General features: G+C 72.3%; 22 protein-coding genes. 12 read left to right on the top strand and 10 right to left on the bottom strand.

Translation table 11 applies throughout. The annotated features are described in order from the left end of the window. The first annotated feature begins 104 nt into the window (after window positions 1–104). A complete protein-coding gene (locus tag DZA62_RS34930; RefSeq protein WP_116953598.1) occupies window positions 105–530 on the top strand; it encodes an Hsp20/alpha crystallin family protein in 426 nt (141 codons plus the stop codon). A gap of 95 nt (window positions 531–625) precedes the next feature. Here DZA62_RS34930 and DZA62_RS34925 read toward each other — a convergent pair whose 3' ends face one another. After that, window positions 626–1,117, bottom strand: coding sequence for a hypothetical protein (locus tag DZA62_RS34925; RefSeq protein ID WP_198664534.1), 492 nt, complete (start codon window positions 1,115–1,117; stop codon window positions 626–628). A gap of 62 nt (window positions 1,118–1,179) precedes the next feature. Here DZA62_RS34925 and DZA62_RS34920 point away from each other — a divergent pair, with 62 nt between their 5' ends. The 4 genes from DZA62_RS34920 to DZA62_RS34905 all read left to right on the top strand — a co-directional run bounded on the left by DZA62_RS34920 (window position 1,180) and on the right by DZA62_RS34905 (window position 3,139). Beyond that, window positions 1,180–1,719, top strand: a complete 540-nt coding sequence (locus DZA62_RS34920) for a GNAT family N-acetyltransferase (protein ID WP_198664533.1) — start codon at window positions 1,180–1,182, stop codon at window positions 1,717–1,719. A gap of 80 nt (window positions 1,720–1,799) precedes the next feature. Next, a complete protein-coding gene (locus DZA62_RS34915) occupies window positions 1,800–2,264 on the top strand; it encodes an SRPBCC family protein (protein WP_116953596.1) in 465 nt (154 codons plus the stop codon). Then, the gene (locus tag DZA62_RS34910) at window positions 2,261–2,599 is read left to right on the top strand and encodes an ArsR/SmtB family transcription factor (RefSeq protein WP_116953595.1); all 339 of its coding nucleotides are present in this window, start codon (window positions 2,261–2,263) and stop codon (window positions 2,597–2,599) included. The genes DZA62_RS34915 and DZA62_RS34910 overlap by 4 nt, the downstream gene beginning before the upstream one ends. Window positions 2,600–2,692: 93 nt before the next feature. Continuing rightward, window positions 2,693–3,139: an SRPBCC family protein gene (locus DZA62_RS34905; protein ID WP_116953594.1), complete on the top strand. Its 447-nt coding sequence runs from the start codon at window positions 2,693–2,695 to the stop codon at window positions 3,137–3,139. On the opposite strand, the gene DZA62_RS34900 is transcribed toward DZA62_RS34905, so the two are convergent. The 6 genes from DZA62_RS34900 to DZA62_RS34875 form a co-directional block, all read right to left on the bottom strand. Next, window positions 3,136–3,705: a dihydrofolate reductase family protein gene (locus DZA62_RS34900; protein ID WP_116953593.1), complete on the bottom strand. Its 570-nt coding sequence runs from the start codon at window positions 3,703–3,705 to the stop codon at window positions 3,136–3,138. The two genes, DZA62_RS34905 and DZA62_RS34900, sit on opposite strands and share 4 nt — an antisense overlap. 1 nt (window position 3,706) lies before the next feature. Then, complete coding sequence (locus tag DZA62_RS34895) at window positions 3,707–4,525, bottom strand: alpha/beta fold hydrolase (protein ID WP_116953592.1); 819 nt, start codon at window positions 4,523–4,525, stop codon at window positions 3,707–3,709. Between the two features lie 53 nt (window positions 4,526–4,578). After that, on the bottom strand, window positions 4,579–5,301 hold the full coding sequence (locus DZA62_RS34890; protein ID WP_116953591.1) for a helix-turn-helix domain-containing protein: 723 nt from the start codon (window positions 5,299–5,301) through the stop codon (window positions 4,579–4,581). Window positions 5,302–5,314: 13 nt separating this feature from the next. Beyond that, window positions 5,315–6,631, bottom strand: a complete 1,317-nt coding sequence (locus DZA62_RS34885) for an erythromycin esterase family protein (protein WP_116953590.1) — start codon at window positions 6,629–6,631, stop codon at window positions 5,315–5,317. A gap of 88 nt (window positions 6,632–6,719) precedes the next feature. Next, a complete protein-coding gene (locus DZA62_RS34880; RefSeq protein ID WP_116953589.1) occupies window positions 6,720–7,100 on the bottom strand; it encodes a VOC family protein in 381 nt (126 codons plus the stop codon). 37 nt (window positions 7,101–7,137) lie between these two features. Next, entirely contained in the window at window positions 7,138–7,614 is a 477-nt protein-coding gene (locus tag DZA62_RS34875) for a VOC family protein (RefSeq protein ID WP_116953588.1), read from the bottom strand. 73 nt (window positions 7,615–7,687) lie between these two features. On the opposite strand from DZA62_RS34875, the gene DZA62_RS34870 reads away from it, so the two are divergent. The 3 genes from DZA62_RS34870 (at window position 7,688) to DZA62_RS34860 (ending at window position 9,524) form a co-directional block, all read left to right on the top strand. Continuing rightward, window positions 7,688–8,158: a MarR family winged helix-turn-helix transcriptional regulator gene (locus tag DZA62_RS34870; protein WP_198664532.1), complete on the top strand. Its 471-nt coding sequence runs from the start codon at window positions 7,688–7,690 to the stop codon at window positions 8,156–8,158. Window positions 8,159–8,237: 79 nt separating this feature from the next. Next, entirely contained in the window at window positions 8,238–9,182 is a 945-nt protein-coding gene (locus tag DZA62_RS34865) for a ribose-phosphate diphosphokinase (protein WP_116953586.1), read from the top strand. An 81-nt stretch (window positions 9,183–9,263) separates the two neighbouring features. After that, window positions 9,264–9,524 (top strand): hypothetical protein, encoded by a 261-nt coding sequence (locus DZA62_RS34860; RefSeq protein WP_157988104.1) that lies wholly within the window; start codon window positions 9,264–9,266, stop codon window positions 9,522–9,524. A gap of 64 nt (window positions 9,525–9,588) precedes the next feature. On the opposite strand, the gene DZA62_RS34855 is transcribed toward DZA62_RS34860, so the two are convergent. Together DZA62_RS34855 and DZA62_RS34850 are read right to left on the bottom strand one after the other, a co-directional pair. Further along, the gene (locus tag DZA62_RS34855; protein WP_198664531.1) at window positions 9,589–9,912 is read right to left on the bottom strand and encodes a rhodanese-like domain-containing protein; all 324 of its coding nucleotides are present in this window, start codon (window positions 9,910–9,912) and stop codon (window positions 9,589–9,591) included. After that, a complete protein-coding gene (locus DZA62_RS34850; RefSeq protein WP_116953585.1) occupies window positions 9,909–10,592 on the bottom strand; it encodes a metal-dependent transcriptional regulator in 684 nt (227 codons plus the stop codon). The genes DZA62_RS34855 and DZA62_RS34850 overlap by 4 nt, the downstream gene beginning before the upstream one ends. Window positions 10,593–10,785: 193 nt before the next feature. Here DZA62_RS34850 and DZA62_RS34845 point away from each other — a divergent pair, with 193 nt between their 5' ends. Genes DZA62_RS34845 through DZA62_RS34835 form a run of 3 tightly spaced genes read left to right on the top strand, consistent with a single transcriptional unit; the run spans window position 10,786 to window position 12,411 of the window. Then, complete coding sequence (locus tag DZA62_RS34845; RefSeq protein WP_116953584.1) at window positions 10,786–11,583, top strand: ParA family protein; 798 nt, start codon at window positions 10,786–10,788, stop codon at window positions 11,581–11,583. After that, the gene (locus tag DZA62_RS34840) at window positions 11,580–11,864 is read left to right on the top strand and encodes a hypothetical protein (RefSeq protein WP_116953583.1); all 285 of its coding nucleotides are present in this window, start codon (window positions 11,580–11,582) and stop codon (window positions 11,862–11,864) included. The genes DZA62_RS34845 and DZA62_RS34840 overlap by 4 nt, the downstream gene beginning before the upstream one ends. Window positions 11,865–11,892: 28 nt before the next feature. Further along, window positions 11,893–12,411, top strand: coding sequence for a 2'-5' RNA ligase family protein (locus DZA62_RS34835; protein ID WP_198664530.1), 519 nt, complete (start codon window positions 11,893–11,895; stop codon window positions 12,409–12,411). Between the two features lie 81 nt (window positions 12,412–12,492). On the opposite strand, the gene nagA is transcribed toward DZA62_RS34835, so the two are convergent. Beyond that, window positions 12,493–13,620 carry an N-acetylglucosamine-6-phosphate deacetylase gene (gene nagA, locus DZA62_RS34830; RefSeq protein WP_116953581.1) on the bottom strand — a complete coding sequence of 376 codons (1,128 nt, stop codon included), beginning with the start codon at window positions 13,618–13,620 and terminating at the stop codon, window positions 12,493–12,495. A gap of 60 nt (window positions 13,621–13,680) precedes the next feature. Here nagA and DZA62_RS34825 point away from each other — a divergent pair, with 60 nt between their 5' ends. Beyond that, the gene (locus DZA62_RS34825) at window positions 13,681–14,358 is read left to right on the top strand and encodes a hypothetical protein (protein WP_116953580.1); all 678 of its coding nucleotides are present in this window, start codon (window positions 13,681–13,683) and stop codon (window positions 14,356–14,358) included. Window positions 14,359–15,616: the final 1,258 nt, after the last annotated feature.

Below are 15,616 nucleotides of genomic sequence, written 5' to 3'. Positions count from 1 at the left end.
CTGCGCATCGCCGACGGCGAACGGCGGAATTGAGCGTGGTCGACTCAAGTTATATCGGTCAGACCTGGTGATCCCAGGTACTTTGACCGAGAAGGAGAGTCGCCATGAGCACCACCCTCGTACCGTTCGCCGACGTCGACCGGCTGTTCCGCACCTTCTGGGACACGCCCGCGACCGCCGGCCCCGCCAAGGGCTTCGCGCCCGCCGCCGACGTCGCTCGCGAGGGCGACGACCTGGTGGCCCGCTTCGACCTCCCGGGCCTGGACCCGGAGAACGACGTCACCGTCGAGGTCGAGGGGCGCCGGCTCGTCGTACGCGGCGAGCGCAAGGACGTCCGCGACGAGAACACCAACGGCCGCCGGCTCCGTGAGGTCCGCTACGGCAGCTTCCGTCGCACGGTCGCTCTGCCGGTCGCGGCCGACCCGAGCGCGGTCAGCGCCGGCTACGACGCCGGCGTCCTGACCGTCACGGTGTCCGGCGTGTACGCGGGCACCTCGCCCACCCGCATCGAGGTGCAGCGCGCCGCCTGACCCGTCGCGGCGAAACACACCGACGGCCGGGGCGGTCCAGACGGACCGCCCCGGCCGTTTCGCGTCCCCGGGGTCCCGTCGGGGTCGCGGTGGTGTCAGGGCTCGATACCGACCACGGAGTCGACCCGTAGCGGCGTGCCCTGCTGGCACGTGGTCATGACGCCAGGCTGCGCCTCGCCGGTGACCTGCACTTCACGGCCGGACGCGATGAGCTCCTGGTCGCCGCCCATCAACAGGTAGCCGTCGAGCAGCCAGCAGCCTGACTCGACGCCCGGCACCGGGAATCCGGTCAGCTGGACGGAGCCCGGAGTCGTGGTGGGCTGCGGGACCGGGGTGTCCGACGGCGTCGGCTCCGGCGTGGTGCCCGGATCGGTCGGCAGGCCGGTCGGGTCGCCGGTCGGCGGGCCCGTCGGCTCGCCCGTCGGCAGCGACGGCTCGTCCGTCGGCGAGGTCGGCGTGTCGCTGGGTTCGCCCGTCGCCGTGGACGACTCGGTGGGGTCGTCGCCACCCGTCGTCGGAACGTCGTTGCCGCACCCCGCCAGCAGCAGGACCGCCGTTGCGGCGGCGGCCATCAACACCCGGTTCACCCTCACGATGATCAGACGTCCGGCGCCCTGCGGTGGTTCCGGCAGCCGCTAGGGTGACAAGCGTGATCTGGACCGTCTCCACCGACGTCGGACGCATCGTCGTCCGCGAGCAGCTGGAGCCGGACGACGAGCCCGGGATCCTGGAGCTCTTCGCCGCCTGCGACGACTGGTTCGAGGCCGTCAACGGCACCCCGTCCGGGCCGGGTGACGTCCAGAGCCTCTTCTACGCGCTCCCCGAGGGCACGTCGTTCGACGACAAGCGGCTGTTCACCGTCCGCGACGGCGACAAGATCGTCGGACTGATCGACGTCGTGCTCGGATTCCCGCACCGCACCGCCGCCGCGGTCGGCCTGTTCCTCGTCGCACCGTCGCACCGCGGCCGCGGACTCGGCGCCGCCGTGGCGAACGTCCTGCTCGCCGAGGCCCGCGAGGGCGGCATCGACACCGTCACGGCATCGGCACACGACACCTGGCCGCAGGGGCAGACGTTCCTGCGCGCGCTCGGCTTCACCGTCGGACCGCCGGCAGAGCCGTCCGGCAACCGCGTCAGCGGCCCCGGCGAGGCACCGGTCCGGCGCGCCACACTCACCCTCCAGCCTTAACGCAACCAAGTGTTGCGCATCGCCCAGTCCTGCCCTACAGTCATACGCAACCACTAGTTGCGAGAAGGCGGGACGGCGAGATGGAGTACGGCAGCATCGAGCGGGAGATCCACATCGAGGCCGCTCCCGAGATCGTCTACGAGGTCGTCAGCACGCCCGAGCACCTGCGCGAGTGGTGGCCCGACGACGCGGAGCTGGCCCCGATGCCCGGCGCGACCGGCACCATCACCTTCGGCGACCCGGCGAAGCCGGACGCCACGGTCCAGGCGCTCACCGTCGTCGAGGCCGACCCGCCGCGCCGGTTCGCGTTCCGCTGGATCTACGACGACGGCGACGCCGCCGCGCCGGGCAACTCGCTGCTGGTGACGTTCGACCTCGTCCCGTCCGGTGCGGGCACACTGCTCCGGTTCACCGAGTCGGGGTACCGCGAACGTGGCTGGGAGGCGGCCGTGCTCGAGGAGATGTACCGCGACCACGTCACCGGCTGGGACTACTTCCTCCCCCGCCTCGTCGGCTACCTCGACCGGCTGGTGTCGGCGCCTTGACCGGCGCGATCGACGACGAGCTCTGGTCGGCGGTCGGCGACCCGACCCGCCGGCGAATCCTCGACCTGCTGCTGACCGGTGGCGGCGGCACGGCCACGACGCTGAGCGAGAGCCTGCCGGTCTCGCGGCAGGCCGTCGCCAAGCACCTCGGCGTGCTCGACCGGGTCGGGCTCGTGCACGGCACGCCGTCCGGCCGTGAGCGCCGTTACGACGTCGACGAGGCGCAACTGGCCCGCGCGGTCGCACAGCTGACGTCCGTCGGCGCGACCTGGGACGCCCGACTGAACCGCATCAAGCGCCTCTCCGAGGCGATCCAGCGCCGTCGGCAGGGCTGACCTCGACGAACGACCCCCACACGCCGTCACGACCGTGGCGGCGCCACCCCGCCGCGCCCGAAAACCGGGCGCATCCGAGGAAGAGGAAGCACCATGGTGGACATCCTGCACCGCGTCGGCACGACCGCATCGCCCGAGGCCGTCTACACGGCACTGACCACGATCGACGGGCTGGCCGGCTGGTGGACCGAGAAGACGACCGAGGCCGGCGACGACGTGATCCGTTTCCGGTTCGACCGTCCGCAGGGCGAGGACGGCTTCGACATGTCGGTCCTGGAGACCGTGCCCGGCAAGCTCGTGCACTGGGAGGTCGTCGCCGGCCCCGAGGAATGGGTCGGGACGCACGTCCGGTTCGAGCTGAAGCAGGAGGACGGCTACACGGTCGTGCTGTTCCGGCACGAGGGCTGGCGCGAGCCGGTCGAGTTCATGTACCACTGCAGCACGAAGTGGGCCACGTTCCTCATGAGCCTCAAGGAGCTGACCGAGACCGGCGCCGGCCGACCGGCGCCGGACGACGTCCGCATCAGCAACTGGCACTAACCACGCTGAGTGCGCCGGTAGGTGGTGACCAGGACACCGTCGCCGTAGGTCGTGGCCCCGGTGAGCGTCCACGCGAGCTTGTCCGGCGTCGCGGTCCAGAGGGTGCGGCCGTGGCCCAGGATGACGGGGAACGTCATGAGGTGGATCTCGTCGACCAGGTCATGGGCGAGCAGCCCCTGGGCGAGCCGGATGCTGCCGGGTACGGAGATCTCGCCGTCGACCTCCCGCTTGAGGCGGGACACCTCCTCGACGAGGTCGCCGGAGAGCACGGTCGTGTTGGTCCACCGCGGCTCGGTGAGTGTGCTGGAGACGACGTACTTGGGCATGCCGTTGTACTTGTCGGCCAGTTCACCCTCGTACTGCGGCCACGCCTCGGCGAACCCTTCGTAGGTGGCGCGGCCCAGCAGCAGCGCGGCCGCGCCCAGCGCCTCGATCTCCTTGAACCGCTCGCCGTCGGGCCCGCGGTCGAACTCGAAGCTCCAGTCCTGGTACTTGAAGTTCTCGCCGCCGGGCGCTTCGACGACGCCGTCGAGCGAGATGAACTCGGTGAGCACGATCGTTCCCACGTCAGGCCTCCTTGACGAACGCACGGAGCGCGGCGGCGAGCACGTCGGGCGCGGTGGTGTGCTCCGCCCCCGGGACGACCCGATAGGTCGCGGTGGGCAGGTGCTCGGCGATGGACCGCGCCGCCGTGGCGAGGAACGGCCAGGTGTCCCTGCCGTTCATGACGAGGATCGGGAGGCCGACCCGGTCCCACAGGCCGGCGGGCAGCGGTGCGCCGGTCATCGCCTCGCGGACGTTGCGGCCGTCGTAGGCGATCGTCGGGGCGATCGCCTCGAGGCCGGCCCACACCTGCGGGTCCTGACGCATCTCGGCGACCATGTCGTCCGGCGCGAGGACCGCCGCGGTCATGAACAGGGCGACGGCGTCGCCGGGCCGGCCCGCGGCGACGGCGGCGTCGAGGCGTTCGACGTAGTCGGCGGGCAGCGGCGGACGGGTGTCGTCGACGACGGCGTTCGGCTCGAACAGCGCGAGCCGGGAGATCGGTGCCCCGGCCTGCGCCGCGTTGAGGGCGAGATTCCCACCGGAGGACCAGCCGAACACCGTCGCCGGACGTCCCCCGCCGGCCTGGTCGATGACGGCGGCGAGGTCGTCGAACTCGCGCTCGACGGCGTACGGCGGGGTATCGCCGCTCTCGCCCCGGCCCCGCCGGTCGTAGGTGATCACGAGGAACTCGTCGGCCAGCAGCTCGGCGGCCGACGCGTTCTCGGGTGCGGTGGCGCGATACGCGGTCGCGCCGTCGATGATGACGATCGGGTCGCCGGCGCCCCACGCCGTGTAGGCGATGCGGGTTCCGTCGGCCGAGCTGATCGTGCCGTGCTGCATGGTCGTGGGCCTTCCGTGCGGTCCTGCGGTGGCGTTCACCGTCACGACCGACGCTAGGGACCGGCCGCGTCCTCGGGCTTGTACAGGAGCGACAGGGCGTCGTCGGGGCCGGTGCCCTGCCGCAGCTCGGTCGCGGTGCGGCCGATGAACCGCTGCAGTGACCGCGCCAGGTGCGGCTGGTCGTAATAGCCGCACCGGTGCACGACGTCGAGCGGCGCGATCCCCTCGCCGAGCAGCAGCGCGGCCTGCCTGGCACGTTCGATCTGACGGATCGCGCCCTGGGTGAGCCCGGTCGCGGCGGCCACCCGGCGCTGGACCGACCGGGTCCCCACCCTGGCGATCCCACCCCACACGACCTCGTCCACCAGCGGATCGCGGACGATGACACCGGCCCGCACGAGCCGTTGGACCAGGAGCTCCGCGTCGTCGAAGCCGGGGATCTCCCACTCCTCACCCCGCAGCTGGAACCTGCGGTCGTCTGCCTGCGGGCTCTCCAGGTCGCCGTCGACGAGCCCGGCGATCGGCAGGTGCGGCATCGACGTGCCGTGCGCGAACGCGATCCCGAACGACTCCGAGTCGCCGGTGATCCGCGCGGTGGACGCGGCCGTCTCCGGGCCGCGGACCCCGGCGTGGACGACGCCGCCGTCGGTCCAGAACACCAGCTCCCAGGACGACGTCGCGACCGACGTCATCCGCCCGGCCCCTGACGTCCGGCCCCACCAGACCCGCGCCACGTAGGGCGAGTCCGAACCGCGATGTCCGCTCTCGATCGGCATCAGGCGGCCGTGGTCACAGCGGGTGCGCCGGCGTGACCGCCTGGGTGTGGACGACGACGTCGAACCACTCCCCCAGGGTGCCGCCGTACGCGATCGACCGGTCGCCGTAGTCGGGGCGGCCGCGGGTCACGAGCGGGGCGTCGAGCCAGTCGCGTACCGCCGGCGGGCCGGCCCGGTCGATCCTGAGCACGAACCGCGCCGCCGCGACATCACCGAGCGGCTGCTCGAACCAGCCGTCCAGCGCCGGCGGCAGCTCGATCGTGGCGCCGTCGCCGGTGCGGTAGGTGCCCTGGTCGAAGGTGAACCCGATCGGCACGTAGCGCCGGCCGTACCAGTCCTCGAGGTACGAACCCGCGCTGGCGTACGTCATGTCCTCCTCGCCCGGCTCGGTGAGCGTCAGCCGCGGCGCGTCGGCCACGTGCGCCGACGCTGCCCAGTAGACCGTGCGGGCGTCCGTGTGCCGCTGCCACCACCGCACGTTCTCGGCCGCCCGCGCGTCGCGGTAGGTGGGGATGTCGCCCCACGGCAGGCTGAACGCCTCGTACCAGAAGCGGATCTGCCGCGCGTGGTGCGCGACGACCTCGTGCCCGGCCCCCGGCTCGATGGACGCGACGATGCGCTCGACCTCGTACGCGGCGGCGACGTACGGCGCCTTGTCCCGGACCCCCATGTACGCGCCCAGGTGCGCGCCGATGTCGTCGGTCTCGGGCTCGACCCACTCGTACTGCGCCTCCAGCTCGGCCATCCGCTCCGGCGCGTTCGCGGCGACGTAGGCCGCGACGGCGTCATAGGCCGCCGGCCCCGTCGCGAAGTACTCGGACCCGGCGACCTCGACGTCGTCGGCGTGGGTGTCGTTGTAGTGACGCAGCCACCGGAACACGTCGCGCATCTCGGTCGTCTGCCAGATGTCCTCGAGCGTGCCCAGCACCGCGTCGAGGTCGTCGCGGGCGCCGAGCACGTAGTCGTTCAGGGGCAGCGCGGCCGTCCAGTCCATCTCGAACGCCACCGCACGGACGCCTCCGTACGTGACGAGGTGCCGCAGGTAGCGCGCCTGCAGCTCGGTGACCTCGCCGATCAGGTGTCCGGGCTCGCCCAGTCCGATCACCTGTGCGCCGGCCGCGGCGCGGGCCACCGTCGTGAGATCGCGCCCGGGCGCTGCCGGATCGCCGGGGACTGCGACGGCGTGCCGCTCGGCCCACCGGGTGACCGGTGAGCCGGGCGCGGGCGGTGGCGTGGCCTGCGCGGGCGCGGCCACCATGGCGGGCGTGGCCACCATGGCGAGCGCGGCCGTACCGGCGACGAGGCTGAGCACGGTGGTGCGAGTCTTCACGGGTGACCTCCTGAGCGGTTCGTGGTCACCCCACGCTCGCGCGTCCGGCGAGCGCACACATCCGTCAGAACGCGGCATCTCGCCTACGTCAGGGGACGTACTCCGCCATGCCCTCGGGCGTCACGAGGCAGAACGGATGGCCGACGGGGTCGGCGAACACCCGGTAGCCGATCGGCTTGTCCGACGATTCGAGCACCGAACCGCCGAGCGCGATCACCTGCCGCTCGCCGACATCGAGATCGGTGACGGTGAGGTCGAGATGCAGCTGCTGGGGTGGATCGCCGCGGCGCCAGTCCGGCGCCACGAAATGCCGGGTCCGCTGCAGCGACAGGGTCAGCGGACCCGCGTCCAGCGTGATCCAGTCCGGGTCCTCGCGCATGCGTCTCGCGCCGAGCAGCGTCTCGTAGAACGGCGCCAGCTCGCCCGGGTCCGGGCAGTCGATGACGACGCCGATGATGGTCGCGATCATGCCGCCCCAGCGTAGGGTGTGCCGGCGCGGCAGCCGGTCACAGCTGGAGGGCGCGCGGCGGCGACGCCAGCAGCTCCGCGTCGTCCCAGTCCATACCCGGCACGTCGACGTACAGCTCGATCTCGTTGCCGTCCGGGTCGGCGATGTAGAGGCTGTGCGTCACGACGTGGTCGGTCGCGCCGAGCACCGTCGCGCCGGCCTCCCGCAGCGTCCGCAGCGCCGCCCGCAGCTCGTCGTCGGACGTGCCGATCTTCAGCCCGAAGTGGTACAGGCCGACCCGGCGTCCGGCCGGCAGCGCCGCCGCGTCCTGGCCCACCTCGATGAGCAGCAGCTCATGGTGGGTCCGGCCGGACGGCGCGTTGAACATGGCGAACGGCGCGGGCAGCGGACCGGCGCCGTCGCCGTCGGCCTTCGGCAGCACCTGCCGCCAGCCGAGCACGTCGCGATAGAACGCCACCGAGCGCCGGATGTCGCGCACATAGAGCACGATGTGCCCCAGCTCCTTGACCTCCATGACCTCTCCTCCTCGTCATCCGCCCGTCCGGGCGGAAAGTTGAACTCTCAACCATCATCGTATGCTGTGCCACGTGAAGTCGACGCGGTGGTTGAGTGACGACGAACAGCAGGTGTGGCGCACCTATCTGCTGGCGAACCAGTTGCTGTGGGCGGCCCTGGACCGGCAACTGCAACGCGACGCCGGCATGCCGCACGCCTACTACATGATCCTCGCCATGCTCTCCGAGGCGCCGAACCGCGAGCTGACCATGTCCCAGCTCGCGCGCATGGTCGGCTCGTCACCGAGCCGCCTCTCACATGCGGTGTCACGGCTGGAGCAGGCCGGCTGGGTCCGCCGCCGCAAGCACGACACCGACGGCCGCACCACCGTCGCCTCCCTCACCGACGACGGCTTCACGGTGCTGGCCGAGGCCGCGCCGGGCCACGTCGAGGAGGTCCGCAGCATCCTGTTCGACCCGCTCACGCCGGAGCAGATCGAGCGGCTCGGCGAGATCGTCTCCGCGATCGTCACTCCGCATGACGGCCGGGCACCGCACCTGTGAGATGCTCACGACGGCGGCAGCCGCAGCCCGCCGACGACGCCCCCGAACCACGCCGACTCGACGCGAGAGGGCACCGACCATGCGAGACATCGCCGTGTTCAGCGGCAGCGCCCACCCCGAGTTGGCCGCCGAGATCTGCGCCCAGCTGGGCGCCGCCCTCAACCCGGTGCGCATCCAGCGCTTCGCCAACGACTGCCTCGAGGTGCAGCTGCAGGCGAACTGCCGCGAGCACGACGTCTTCCTGATCCAGCCGATCGTCCCGCCGGTCCAGGAACACCTGGTCGAACTGTTCCTCATGCTCGACGCCGCCCGGGGCGCGTCGGCCGCGCGCATCACCGTCGTCATGCCGCACTACGCCTACGCCCGGTCGGACAAGAAGGACGCCCCGCGCATCTCCATCGGCGGACGGCTGATGGCTGACCTGCTGGTCACCGCCGGCGCCAACCGCGTGCTGGCCATGACGCTGCACTCGCCGCAGGTGCACGGGTTCTTCAGCGTGCCGGTCGACCAGTTGCACGCACTGCGCGAGCTGGCGGCACACTTCCAGGGGCACGACCTCTCCAACACGATCGTCGTCTCTCCCGACCTCGGCAACGCCAAGCCGGCGTCGGCGTTCGCCCGCATGCTCGGCGTCCCCGTCGCGGCCGGCGCCAAGCAGCGCTTCGCCGACGACAAGGTCACCATCACCGCCATCATCGGCGAGGTGGCCGGACGCGACATCATCGTGCTCGACGACGAGATCGCCAAGGGCAGCACGCTGGTCGAACTGATGGAGCGGCTGCGCGAAGGCGACGCCCGGTCCATCCGCATCGCCTGCACGCACGGCCTGTTCGCCGACGACGCGCTGCGCCGCCTCGGCGACCAGCCCGACGTCGAGGAGATCGTCTGCACCAACACCGTCCCGCTCGCCGACGGCGCCGCCCACCCCAAGCTGACGGTGCTCTCGGTGGCGCCGCTGCTGGCCGAGGCGATCCGCCGCATCCACAACGGCGAATCGGTCAGCGCGTTGTTCCACGACGCGTGAGAGGCAGCTCACCCGCATCACCGGGACCAATCCGGGCATTTCCCAGACGGCGGCCGAAGCCGCCGTTCATACTCTGTGCTCATGACGAGGAGTCAGTTCGAGACCATGACGGACTTCGCCGATCCGCTCACCGCAGTCACCCGCCGGGGCAAGCTCGTGCTCGCCCAGCGTGAGGGATTCATCGAGCTCGACGCCGCCGGCGAGCGGTTCGAGCTGCTCGGCCCGTTCGACAACGCCGCCGAGCTCGGCGACGACGTCGAGATCACCGGCGTCGTGGCGCCGCAGGGCCGTGGGGCCCGCGAGACCCCGGCCATGCTGGTGCGGCACGTCCGCCGCCTCTGACCTACCCCTGACCAACAGCAAGCGGGCGGCCACGCGGCCGCCCGCTTGCTCTGACGTCTTCCGGCTACTCCGGCAGGCCGGCCTCGACCGGGTGCCCGGCGCGGATCCAGGCGTTGGTGCCGCCGGCGACGTTGCGGACGTCGTAGCCCTGCGCGTCGAGGTAGTCGGCCACCTGCGCGCTGCGTCCGCCGACCGCGCACACGATGTACACGATGCGGTCCTGCGGGATGTCGCCGAGCTGCTCGATGACCGAACCCATCGGGATCAGCTGCACGCCCGGGATGTGCGCCTCGACGTACTCGCCGGGCTCACGGACGTCGACGATGGCGGCGCCGCCGTCCTTCCACTGCGCCACCAGTTCGTCGACGGAGACCTCGCCGGCGCTCACGGGGCGCTCACGAAGATGTGCGACGCGTCGGCGGCGGACAGCTCGACGGTCTCGGCGCTGCGCACCTGCACACCGTTGTCGGTCGTGGTGGCCCGCACCGTGCGGCCGGGGACGATCTCGGCCTCGCGCAGGCTGGCCAGCAGCTTCTCGTCGACCTGCAACGGCTCGCCGATGTGCCTGACGGTGACCTCGGTGCCGTCGGTGGTGCCCGCCTGGCGCAACTGCCGCACGCCGGCACGGAAGTCCTCGACGACGGTGGCGCTGCCCAGCTCGGCCAGCCCCGGGATGGGGTTGCCGTAGGGGTCGGCGGCTGGCTCGTGCAGGAGCTCGACCAGGCGGCGCTCGACCGCCTCGGAGACCACGTGCTCCCAGCGGCAGGCCTCGTTGTGCACCAGCTCCCAGTCGAGCCCGATGACGTCGACGAGCAGCCGCTCGACCAGGCGGTGCTTGCGCATGACCCGCATGGCGAGCAGCCGGCCCTTCTCGGACAGCTCGAGGTGGCGGTCCTCGTCGACGTGCAGCAGGCCGTCGCGCTCCATGCGGGCGACGGTCTGGCTGACGGTGGGACCGGACTGGTGCAGACGCTCGGCGATGCGCGCGCGGAGCGGGACGATGCCTTCCTCTTCGAGCTCGAAGATCGTCTTGAGGTACATCTCTGTCGTATCGATGAGGTCGCTCACCCGACGGCTCTCCTCGCATGATTCAGAAATTCCATGGCGCTTGCGGCCGTTGACTGCCGTCGGTCGCCCACAACCCGGCCGGGGTCCGGGTTGATACGTCGAGCTTATCGCGACCGCGACTCGTTTCCGGTTTCGATCATTTCGCCGCCCCTGGATCGAGACGCCGGGCTGCGCCACGTGCGAGACTCACGGGATGCCGGTGGTGAGCGTCCTGAGCCTCAAGGGCGGTGTCGGGAAGACGTCCGTCACGCTCGGGCTGGCCGGCGCGGCGGCCGCGCAGAACCTGCGTTGCGTCGTCGTCGACCTCGACCCCCAGGGCAACGCGACCACGGTCCTCGCACCCGACGGCGTCGAGTTCACCGCCAACGACGTCCTCACCGGTGACCGGCCGGTCACCGTCGGCGACGCCCTCGCGGTCAGCGGCTGGGGCGAGTCGGTCCGCGTCCTGGCCGGCGAGCCCGCCCTGGAGCGGCGCAACCACCCGCCCGACGGCATCCCCGGCCGGCACCACGTTCGCAGCGCGCTCTCGGGCCTGCGCGACGCCGACATCGTGCTGATCGACTGCCCGCCCAGCCTCGCCGAACTGACCCGCAACGCGCTGGCGGCCAGCGACACCGCTCTCATCGTCACCGAGCCGACGGCGTTCGCGCTGGCCGGCGCCCAGCAGGCACTCGGCGCCGTCGACGCCGTCCGCAGCGCCCACAACCTGCGGCTGCGGCCGGCCGGCATCGTGGTCAACCGGTTCCGCAGTGGCACCGCCGAGCACCGCTACCGGCTCGACGAACTGCTCGCCGCCTACCGCGACCTCGTCATCGACCCCGTCCTGCCCGAGCGGTCTGCCATCACCCGGGCTCAGGGCGCCGGCGTGCCCATCCAGCGCTGGCCGTCGCCCGGTGCCCGCGAGGTCGGGCGCATCTTCGCCGGCTACCTCACGTTGCTGCTCAGCAGCGCCGGGGCCGGTGCCGGCCCGTTCTCGAAGGGGGCCCGATGAGTTCGTCCCTGCCACCGCCGCGGCCCGCGCTGGTCCGCCGCTCCGACGGCACCGTCCACCCGGCCGCGCCGCACCTCTCGTCGCTCGGCGTCGACGAGGCCGCCGTCGCCAAGGCCGTGAAGAAGCACAAGAAGAAGACGCACCACGGCGACGACGACGCCGAGCTGGTGGTGACGTTCTCCAAGCGCGACCGCAAGCGGCTGAGGCGTAAGGCCGACGGCTACGGCTGGACGGCCGAGGAGGCGGCGGCGCACGTGCTGCGCGCCTGGTCCGACGAGTAGGCCGGGCTTCACGGTCCTGCAGATCCCCGTGCCGGCCGTCGAGACGTTCGTCCGGAGCCGGTTCGAGCACTATGACCGCTCGTACCTCTCCTCCGATCCCGCGTTCACGCACGCGCACATCACCGTGCTGGCGCCGTTCCTGCCCGCGCCGGAGCCGGCGGCGCTCGAGACGGTGGCGGCCCTCGTCGCGGCCGCCCCGCCCATCACGTTCTCGCTGCACCGGCTCGAGACCTTCCCGAACGGGATCATCTACCTCGCGCCGGAGCCCGCCGACCCGTTCCGCGCGCTCACCGAGCGCCTCGTCGCGGCGTTCCCGCAGTGCCCGCCCTACGGCGGGGTGTTCCCCGACGTCGTCCCGCACCTCACCCTCGACCAGCACTCGGCCGAGGTCTCGGTCGAGTCGACCCGCGACCGCCTCGGCGACACCGTCCCGGTCACCTGCATCGCCGACCGGGTCGATCTCGCGTGGTACGAGCCGGACCGGTCCCGGGTCCTGACCAGCTGGCCGCTGGGCGGACTCGGAGCTGGATCGCCTTCAGCTCGGTGAGCTCCGGCGTCGGTCGGCCGCAGTGCACGCGCCATCGAGGCGGCACCTGGCGCAGCATCGCCCGGCGCGGAATCCCTGAGGTCAGTCCCACTCGCCGCGGGCCATGACGGCGTCGACGGCCAGGTCCGCGTCGAGCACGACGAGGTCCGCGTCGAGACCGGGCGCGAGCGCGCCGGTGCGGCCGTCGAGGCCCAGCAGCCGGGCCGGGATGGCCGACGTCGCCAGGACCGCCTCGGGCACCGTGAACCCGGCCTGCTGGACGGCGAAGCGGAACGCGTGGTCCATGGTCAGCGTGCTGCCGGCGATCGAGCCGCCCTCGACCAGGCGGGCCACGCCGTCCTCGACCCGCACGGCCAGCTCACCGAGCACGTACTCGCCGTCGCCGATGTCCGTCGCGTCCATGGCGTCGGTGACCAGCGCGATGCGCTGCGGGCCGGCGGCGGCGCGGACCAGCCGGGCGACCGCGGCGTGCAGGTGGACGCCGTCGAGGATCAGCTCGACGGTGACCCGCTCGTCCTCCAGCAGCGCGACGATCGGGCCGGGGTCGCGGTGGTGCACCGGCGCCATCGCGTTGAACAGGTGGGTGGCGACCGTCGCCCCGGCGTCGATCGCCGCCTTCGTGGTGACGTACGTGGCGTCGGTGTGCCCGACGGCTGCGACGGCGCCCGCGGCGACGACCGCGCGGACCGCGTCCAGCCCGTGCTCGAGCTCAGGTGCGAGCGTGACCATGCGGACGGTGCCGTGGCCGGCCGTCAGCAGCCGTTCGACGGCGTCGGGTTCCGGTGCGCGGAGGGCGCGTTCGTCGTGGGCGCCCTTGCGGGCCGGCGAGATCCACGGTCCCTCCAGGTGCACGCCCGCGATCAGCCCTTCGTCGGTCAGGTCGGCCAGCGCCCGCACGTCGTGCTCGAGCGCGGCGTACTCACCGGTGACCAGGCTCGCGACGATGGACGTGGTGCCGTGCCGGCGGTGCGTGGCCACGAACGTCCGGACGGCGTCGTCGTCCGCCCCCACGACCGTGCCGCCGCCCCCGCCGTGCGTGTGCATGTCGACGAACCCGGGGACCAGCCACCGCCCCCCGAGGTCGCGGTCGGCCTGCCGTGGCGGCGCGCCCGACCCGAGCGCGGCGATCCGCCCGCCGTCGACCCGCAGCCAGCCGTCCTCCACCACACCGTCGGGCGTGACCATCAGCGCACCGGCGATCACCGTCATCCGCGTTCCTCCCGGCTTCGTTCCGTGTCGGTCCGCACCGTATCGCTAGGCTCGGTCGGCATGACGGTGACGGTGCGGTCCCGGTTCCGCGGTCCCACGACGTCGGGCAACGGCGGCTATGTGGCGGGCGTGCTGACGGCGCGGCTCGGGGACGGTCCGGTGACGGTCACGCTGCGGACGCCGCCGCCGCTGGACACCCCGCTGGCCGTGCGATCCTCGGGCGACGACGCCCTGGAGCTGATCGACGGCGACACACTGGTCGCCGTCGCCGCCGCGTCCGCTGACGAGCTCGTCACCGTCGCGCCGGTTCCGGTGGCGGAGGTGGCGGAGATCTCGGCGCGGTACCCCGGTTTCTCGACCCACCCGTTCCCCGAGTGCTTCGTCTGCGGCCCGGCCCGCTCCCCCGGCGACGGTCTCCGGCTGTTCCCCGGCCGCGTCGGCGACGGCCGTACCGCCTGCCTCTGGTCCGTCGCCGAGGACGTCGCCGGCGTCCCCGAGTTCGTCTGGGCCGCTCTCGACTGCCCCGGCGGCTGGTCGGCTCCCATCGAAGGCCGGCCGATGGTGCTCGGCCGCATCACCGCTCTCGTCTCGGACCTGCCCGCTGCCGGCGAGTCGTGCCTGGTCATGGGCTCCTTCGCCGGCACCGAAGGCCGCAAGACCTGGACCGACTCCACCCTCTACGGCTCCGACGGACGGGTGCTCGGCCGGGCCCGCGCCACCTGGATCGCGATCGCCTGACTCGCCCCGTCTTGTTCCCGTGTTCACCCCACGGAAAAGGCGTTGCCGCGGGGGTGGGCGGGCGCATAACGTGGTGGGCACACGGAGAGGAGGTGGTCCAGTAGATGAATAGCTATCGGACTCGTGAGGTGGCTGCTCGCTAGCAGCCCTGCTCGTCGCAGGACTTGGGGGTGACCCCCGCGTTCGCCGGCTTGGTTGCTGGCAAATTTCGAGCAGTCACCCGACCCGTGGGCTCCCGGCGCTGGTCCGTCCGGGCCACGCCTGCCGGCTTCGTGCCGGCAGCGTGGAAGCAGCCCACGGGTCGTCCCATTTCTGGGCCTTCCTTGCCGCCGCCGTTCTCCGGTTGCGCTCTGCCACGGCGACACTGCGGCCAGCCTCCGAGCCGTCCCCCGCGGCCGTGCCCCGGCGCCGCCCTCGCCCGTGCCCCACGCGCCGCCGTTCTCCGGTTGCGCTCTGCCACGGCGACACTGCGGCCAGCCTCCGAGCCGTCCCCCGCGGCCGTGCCCCGGCGCCGCCCTCGCCCGTGCCCCACGCCGACCTTTCGCGAGACGCCCCGCCGACCGGAGCTACCACCAGGTCCGCCTTGATCACCGCTGCACTTCGTGATCATCCAGGATCTGACCACCCATAGGTGGTTGGATCATTGATGATCATGGACGTCGGCGTCGGCGTCGGCGTCGGGGGCGGCCAGCCGGCCGTTCGCCGAGCGGACGGGTTGTCGGTGCCCGCCCGTAGGGTGGGTCCCCTCCCGAACGGGCGGGCCATGACCCTGGTCGGCTTGAAACGTCGCTGGCCACGACCCACCGTCACCCGACGGCAGCCAGCGAGCCGGGACCAGCAGCGGAGCCGGCAGCCGGAACAGCAGCGAAGTCGGCAGCGGCCAGCGAAACGGCAACCGCAGCGGGTGTCTGCAGCCGGACGCGCCCACGGCCAGTGAACGGCCAGCGGGCGGGACCGGCGGCGGTGTCGGTCGCCGAAACCCGGTGGGCCAGGCAGCGGCCAGCGGACAGTAGGCCGAGCGGAGTCCCGGGGGCCAGGCAGCGGCCAGCGGACAGTAGGCCGAGCGGAGTCCCGGGGGCCAGGCAGCGGCCAGCGGACAGTAGGCCGAGCGGAGTCCCGGGGGCCAGGCAGCGGCCAGTAGGCCGAGCGGAGTCGGTCGCCGAAACACCACCCACGACCAGAGGCGGCCAGCGAACCAGGAGCACAGCGAGCAGGAGCACAGCGAGCAGGAGCACAGCGAGCAGGAGCACAGCGAGCA

The organism is Jiangella endophytica, assembly GCF_003427025.1.
GTDB classification, from domain to species: domain Bacteria; phylum Actinomycetota; class Actinomycetes; order Jiangellales; family Jiangellaceae; genus Jiangella; species Jiangella endophytica.
This window is presented reverse-complemented; position numbering and strand designations above follow the sequence as displayed.